Origin of the sequence: Pseudoalteromonas sp. APC 3495, assembly GCF_030407645.1 — a bacterium.
GTDB classification, from domain to species: Bacteria; Pseudomonadota; Gammaproteobacteria; order Enterobacterales; family Alteromonadaceae; genus Pseudoalteromonas; species Pseudoalteromonas tetraodonis.
Genome location: NZ_JASDDA010000028.1, coordinates 51,472 through 57,843, shown reverse-complemented (window position 1 = coordinate 57,843; position 6,372 = coordinate 51,472). Strand labels below are relative to the sequence as shown.

Annotated in this window: 9 protein-coding genes; all 9 read left to right on the top strand. The window is 41.2% G+C overall.

Annotation, left to right across the window (positions count from 1 at the left end; translation table 11 throughout):
- Window positions 1–165: 165 nt before the first annotated feature.
- Entirely contained in the window at window positions 166–507 is a 342-nt protein-coding gene (gene rpsF, locus QL984_RS12230) for a 30S ribosomal protein S6 (protein WP_008110420.1), read from the top strand.
- Between the two features lie 43 nt (window positions 508–550).
- A complete protein-coding gene (priB, locus tag QL984_RS12225) occupies window positions 551–868 on the top strand; it encodes a primosomal replication protein N (protein WP_008466122.1) in 318 nt (105 codons plus the stop codon).
- Window positions 869–880: 12 nt separating this feature from the next.
- Entirely contained in the window at window positions 881–1,108 is a 228-nt protein-coding gene (gene rpsR, locus QL984_RS12220) for a 30S ribosomal protein S18 (protein ID WP_002962753.1), read from the top strand.
- Window positions 1,109–1,144: 36 nt separating this feature from the next.
- Complete coding sequence (gene rplI / locus QL984_RS12215; protein WP_008110407.1) at window positions 1,145–1,597, top strand: 50S ribosomal protein L9; 453 nt, start codon at window positions 1,145–1,147, stop codon at window positions 1,595–1,597.
- A gap of 223 nt (window positions 1,598–1,820) precedes the next feature.
- Window positions 1,821–2,372, top strand: coding sequence for an RNA polymerase sigma factor (locus QL984_RS12210; RefSeq protein WP_016900127.1), 552 nt, complete (start codon window positions 1,821–1,823; stop codon window positions 2,370–2,372).
- Window positions 2,365–2,844 carry a hypothetical protein gene (locus tag QL984_RS12205; protein ID WP_290172820.1) on the top strand — a complete coding sequence of 160 codons (480 nt, stop codon included), beginning with the start codon at window positions 2,365–2,367 and terminating at the stop codon, window positions 2,842–2,844. Before QL984_RS12210 ends, QL984_RS12205 begins: the two co-directional genes overlap by 8 nt.
- Before the next feature lie 9 nt (window positions 2,845–2,853).
- Complete coding sequence (locus QL984_RS12200) at window positions 2,854–3,792, top strand: DUF4097 family beta strand repeat-containing protein (protein ID WP_290172819.1); 939 nt, start codon at window positions 2,854–2,856, stop codon at window positions 3,790–3,792.
- Window positions 3,793–3,904: 112 nt separating this feature from the next.
- Window positions 3,905–5,284 carry a replicative DNA helicase gene (gene dnaB, locus QL984_RS12195; protein ID WP_016900130.1) on the top strand — a complete coding sequence of 460 codons (1,380 nt, stop codon included), beginning with the start codon at window positions 3,905–3,907 and terminating at the stop codon, window positions 5,282–5,284.
- A complete protein-coding gene (alr, locus tag QL984_RS12190) occupies window positions 5,284–6,363 on the top strand; it encodes an alanine racemase (RefSeq protein ID WP_290172818.1) in 1,080 nt (359 codons plus the stop codon). The genes dnaB and alr overlap by 1 nt, the downstream gene beginning before the upstream one ends.
- Window positions 6,364–6,372: the final 9 nt, after the last annotated feature.

The following is a 6,372-nucleotide window of genomic DNA, read 5'->3' as shown; positions in this document are numbered from 1 at the left end:
CCCCGAACCCTTTAACGCTTATCTATTAAAGCTTAAAAACCTGCTTGCTTAATTATCCTACTAAGCGTAAAATGCGCGCTCATTTCGGCTTTTAAACTATTAATTCCTTGCCTTAAACCGACCGGCCGAAACGGTAGAAGGCTCTATTAACCGTAAGGAATATCCATGCGTCATTACGAAATCGTATTCATGGTTCACCCTGATCAGAGTGAGCAAGTATCTGGTATGATCGAACGTTATACTGGTTCTATCACTGAAGCAGGTGGTACTATCCACCGTCTTGAAGACTGGGGCCGTCGTCAACTGGCTTACCCAATCAACAAGCTTCATAAAGCTCATTATGTTCTTATGAACGTTGAAGCACCAACTGAAGTAATCAGCGAGCTAGAAACTACTTTCCGCTACAACGATGCAGTGCTTCGTAACTTAGTTATGCGTACTAAAAACGCTGTAACTGAAGCGTCTCCTCTTGTAAGAGAAGAGAAGAAAGAAGCACCAGCTGCTTAATTGTTTTGAGTCCTAGCATGGCACGTAGTCAGCAGTTACTATAATGGTTAGCCCATATACGAATCAGCTGGTTATATCGGGGGTTGTTTGTAAAACACCCAAGTTTAGCCAAAGCCCCGCGGGCATACCGCATTGTATTTTTGTTGTAGAACATAAATCAATGCAAGTTGAAGCAGATCTTAACCGTAATAGTTATGTGAGGCTTCAGGTGGTTGCCAGTGGTAAGCAAATGCAACAACAGACTCAACATTTGCACGTTGGGCAGGCATTGCAAGTGAGTGGTTTTTTAAATCGCCACGAAGGTCGTAACGGCCTTAGCCAATTGGTTTTGCATGCTCAGCATATAGAAAGAATTATTTGAGGAATTAATCTCATGGCACGTTATTTCAGACGTCGTAAGTTCTGCCGCTTTAAAGCGGAAGGCGTACAACAAATCGATTACAAAGATCTAGCTACTCTTAGAAACTATGTTACAGAAAGTGGCAAAATCGTACCTAGCCGTATCACAGGTACTAGCGCTAAATACCAGCGCCAGCTAGCAACTGCTATTAAGCGTGCTCGCTACTTAGCCCTTCTTCCATACACTGACTTACATAAGTAAGCAGCGGATTAACACGTTTTTAAAAGGTGTAGAAACATGCAAGTTATTCTACTAGATAAGATCGCTAACCTAGGTGGCCTAGGTGACCAGGTTGTTGTTAAATCTGGCTTCGCACGTAACTTCCTTTTCCCACAAGGTAAGGCAGTTCCTGCAACTAAAGCAAACATTGAAACGTTTGACGCACGTCGCGCAGAACTAGAAGCAAAAATCGCTGAACAGTTAACTGCAGCACAAGCACGCGCTGACAAACTTGAAGCATTAGCAGAAGTTACATTAGTATCTAAAGCTGGTGACGAAGGTAAATTATTCGGTTCAATCGGTACTCGTGACATCGCTGACGCTATCTCAGCTGTTGGTGTTGAAGTTGCTAAATCAGAAGTTCGTTTACCTCTAGGTACTATCCGTGAGACTGGCGAATTTGACGTTGCAATCGCAGTACACTCAGACGTAACAGCTACTATTAAAGTAATCGTTATTGCTGAAGCTTAATTTTTAAAATTAAGTTAAAAAAAACCGTGCTTTGCACGGTTTTTTTGTGTCTAAAATTTATAACCCGAAGTAGTAAATTGTTTGTTGTGGATTAAATCAAACACTTTTCTAAGTTAAACCTTTATTTTCAAAAAAAATTTTATTTCATTTAAACCTTTCTATTTCTTCTCACGTCTAATAAGTTAAATTGCAATTACATAATTATAAACAGGAAAAATTTGCGATGTTAATGGACGCTAATCAGCCAATAACTGATCAAGTGCAGCAAATGCTTATTGATCAAGTTAAAAACGGCGACCAGTTAGCCTATAAAGCGCTCTATGACATGCATAAAGCAAAAGTTTATGGCTTATGCCTGAGGCTAATAGCCGATGAGGGGCATGCGCAAGATGCAACTCAAGAAGTATTTGTACAGGTATGGCACAAAATAGCGCAATTTGATGGGCGTTCGCAATTTTCTACCTGGCTTTACAGTGTCACCAGTAATATTGCTATTAGCTATGTGCGTAAGCAAAAACATTGGCTTAATAAAGTTATTAGCTTTGAACAAAGCGGTATGGATGAGCAATCTGCAAATGACTGCAATGGCTTAAATGGCTTAGATAAATTAATCGTTAGGCTGCCTGAGCGCGCAAGAATGGTATTTGTACTGTATGCCGTTGAAGGTTATAGGCATGAAGAAATAGCAACCTTGCTAGGCATGGCTGTAGGCTCTAGTAAGGCGCAATATCATCGTGCAAGGCAATTATTAAAACAGTGGTACGAAAATGAGTAAAACAAATTTTGATGACTACTTAAATGAGTCGCTAACACAATTAAATAAAAATATAACACCCGATAAAGAGCTCTGGGATGGGGTTGAGCGCGCCATAATGACTAATAAGCAGGCAAGTACAGTTAAGAGTGTAGTTTGGCCGAAGCTAACTGCTATTGCGGCATGTTGTGTGGCTGCTTTGGTTAGCACTATGGTGTTTTTTACATCTCCAGAGACAAATACCGCTGTGGCGATGAGTGATTTTTTTACTAAGCAAAAACAAAGTTTACTTGTTCAATACCAAAGCCAAGCTGCACTAACAGATAACTGGCAAGTGCAGCTACAAGAACTTGAAGATGCTGAGCAGGCTATAAAGCAAACACTTGAAAATGAACCACAAAATAAGGCGCTACTGTCTATGTTAGCGCAAGTATATCAACAACAACTCGACTTAATTAACAAGGTGCATGCACCGCGTTGGCAACAAATCTAGGAGAAATAAATGAAAGCAATAATACTTGGAATCGCTTTATTACCAATGGCTGTATTTGCCGGTGAAAAAATAGAACAACAAATTGAAGTACCAAACGGTGGCGTTATTCATATAGAAAATCAGCGCGGCAATGTAAATATTATGGGCTGGGAGAAAAATCAATTTAAAGTGAGCGGCGAGCTTGATGATAAAGCACAAGGCTACACTCTTAAAACACAAGGTAATAAAACTCAGTTTATTGTAAAAATGCCTGATCTTTCAAACTGGGATAATAACAATAATGGCTCAACGCTAACTATTTTCATGCCGCAAAGCAGTGCGCTGGAGTATGTTGGGGTTAACGCTTCGGTAACTGCAAAAGAGTTAAAAAGAGGCACTGAAATTGATGTAGTCAATGGCGCCATTACTGTAAATGATCTTAACGGCGATATTAAGCTTACTAGTGTTAACGGTGACATCAACGCAAAAAAACTCAGTGGTAAAGTGCAATTTGAAACTGTAAATGGCGCAATTGATGATCAGCAATCTAACGGAGAAGTACGTTTTAATGCGGTTAATGGGAATATAAAATCAAACTCGACTGCCAATGATATTCGCTTAGAAAACGTAAACGGTGATATCAATCTTACCTTCGATGCAATCAAAGAGTTACAAATAAGCACTGTAAATGGCGAAGTTGAAGTGCGTATTAATCGCCTTTTAAGTGATGCTGATGTAAGTTTTGAATCTGTAAGTGGCAATGCCGAGTTTTACTTTCCAGCTGATTTATCGGCACAATTTGAAGTGCAAGCCCATGCCGGCGGTAAAATTGACAACCAGCTAACGAGCGACCAAGTGCAAAAAGCCAAATATGGCCCAGCAAGTGGAATTAAGTTTAATACTAATGGCACCGATGCCAGTGTAGAAATGAATACCATAAGTGGGACGATTGGACTTAAGCGCCAATAATCATCCATTTTATTTTAAGTTACAAAAAGCAGGAAAGATTTCCTGCTTTGCTATTTGCACAGCCCCGCCAAGTCGATAGAATAGAGCCATTCAATTTTAGTACTGTGAAGTTATGGCCAAACCAGATAAGCAAGTCGACACTCTTAAAGTTCCTCCCCATTCAATAGAAGCTGAACAATCTGTTTTAGGTGGTTTAATGCTTGATAATCAAGCGTTTGATCGCGTAGCTGAACTTGTTGTGTCACAGGACTTTTATACCCGTACCCATAAGCTTATTTTTGAGGCAATGACAGCACTGGCTGAAATTGGCGATCCGATTGATTTAATTACTATTTCTGAAAGTTTAGAAAAAAATAATCAGCTTTCAGGGATTGGCGGCTTTGCGTATTTAGCCGAAATTGCTAAAAACACCCCAAGTGCTGCTAATATTGATGCTTACGCTAGCATTGTACGCGAACGTGCAGTTGTGCGTGAAATGATTGGTGTTGCCAATGAAATTGCTGAGGCAGGCTTTAATCCAGAAGGGCGCACAAGTCACGATTTACTCGACTTTGCTGAGAGCAAAGTATTTAAAATTGCTGAGCAACGTACAAAAAGTAGTGATGGCCCGCAAAGCATTCACAATATACTTGAAAAAACCGTTGATAAAATAGAAGAGCTTTATCAGTCACCACAAGATGGTGTTACCGGTGTAAGCACAGGTTACGCTGATTTAGATAAAATGACGACTGGTCTGCAGCCCTCAGATTTAATTATTGTAGCAGCACGTCCATCGATGGGTAAAACTACCTTTGCGATGAACCTTGCTGAGCATGCAGCAATGACCCAAGACAAGCCTGTACTTATCTACTCACTAGAGATGCCCTCTGAACAAATTATGATGAGGATGCTGGCGTCCCTTGGCCGAATTAACCAAACCAAAGTACGTACTGGTCAGCTAGATGACGATGACTGGGCGCGCCTTTCATCAACCATGGGGTTACTCATGGAAAAAGGCAAAATGTATGTTGATGACGCCTCAGGCTTAACACCCACTGATGTACGTTCACGTGCACGTCGTATTGCCCGCGATCATGGTGGTATTAGTATGATCATGGTCGATTACCTACAATTAATGCGCGTACCTAGCTTGTCAGATAATCGTACCTTAGAAATTGCCGAAATTTCACGTTCACTTAAAGCATTAGCAAAAGAATTACAGTGTCCGGTTGTTGCACTATCGCAGCTTAACCGTACCCTAGAGCAACGTGCTGATAAACGCCCAATTAACTCAGATTTGCGTGAGTCGGGCTCTATTGAGCAAGATGCCGATTTAATCATGTTTATTTATCGTGACGAAGTATACAACGAAGACAGTACTGATAAAGGTGTTGCAGAAATTATCATCGGTAAACAGCGTAACGGTCCGATTGGTAAAGTGCGCCTAACCTTCCAAGGTCAATTCTCTCGTTTTGATAATTACGCGGGGCCTGCTGTAGATGATGATTACTAATGCGCTTAGCTATTGCCGAAATTAACTTACAAGCACTTGCTCATAATTTAGCGCAAGTGCGACAGTTTGCGCCTAACAGTAAAGTTATGGCGGTATTAAAAGCCAATGCTTATGGCCATGGTTTAGTTAAAATAGCGCAGCACCTTAATGATGCCGATGCATTTGCAGTGGCACGAATAGATGAAGCGCTCGCACTTCGAGCAGGCGGGCTGACCAAGCCTATTGTGTTGTTGGAAGGTTTTTTCCATCAAGATGACTTGCCGATTTTATTAGCCAATAACTTTCAAACCATAATCCATGATGAAAACCAGCTCAGAGCACTTGAAAATGCAAAGCTCGATGCACCAATCAGTTGCTGGTTAAAAATCAATACGGGTATGCATCGTTTAGGGGTTGCACCAACGCAATTGAATGATTTTTATCAGCGCTTGCAAGCGACTAATAACGCTAAAGATACAATCAATTTAATGACGCACTTTTCCAGTGCCGATGATGTTAATGATTCCAAAACAGCTGAGCAAATTGCTTTGTTTGATTCATTAGTGCAAGGCAAACAACAAGCACATTGTTTAGCAAATTCGGCCGGTATTATTGCTTGGCCTGCCGGTCATGGCGAGTGGGTGCGTCCAGGCTTGATGATGTATGGTGTATCACCAATGCTTAACACTTCAGGCAAAGATCATCAGCTTAAGCCGGTGATGCGCTTAACCACTAAGGTTATTGCAATTCGCGATGTTGATGCTGCGCAAGGTGTTGGTTATGGTGGTAGTTGGCAAAGTGCTCAGCCAACTAAGCTTGCAGTGGTTGCTATGGGCTATGGTGATGGTTATCCGCGTCATGCTAAACATGGTACCCCAGTAGTGATTGCTGGCAAACGTTATGGTATTGCTGGCAACATCTCTATGGATATGATCAGTGTTGATATTGGTGAAAATGCTGATGGCATCAAAGTCGGCGATGAGGTAGTAATGTGGGGCCCTGAGTTGCCGGTAGAAGAAATTGCACAATGTGCTGATACTATATCTTACGAGTTATTGTGTAATATTACACCGCGCGTAAGTTATGAGTACCAGCGCTAATATTTATTT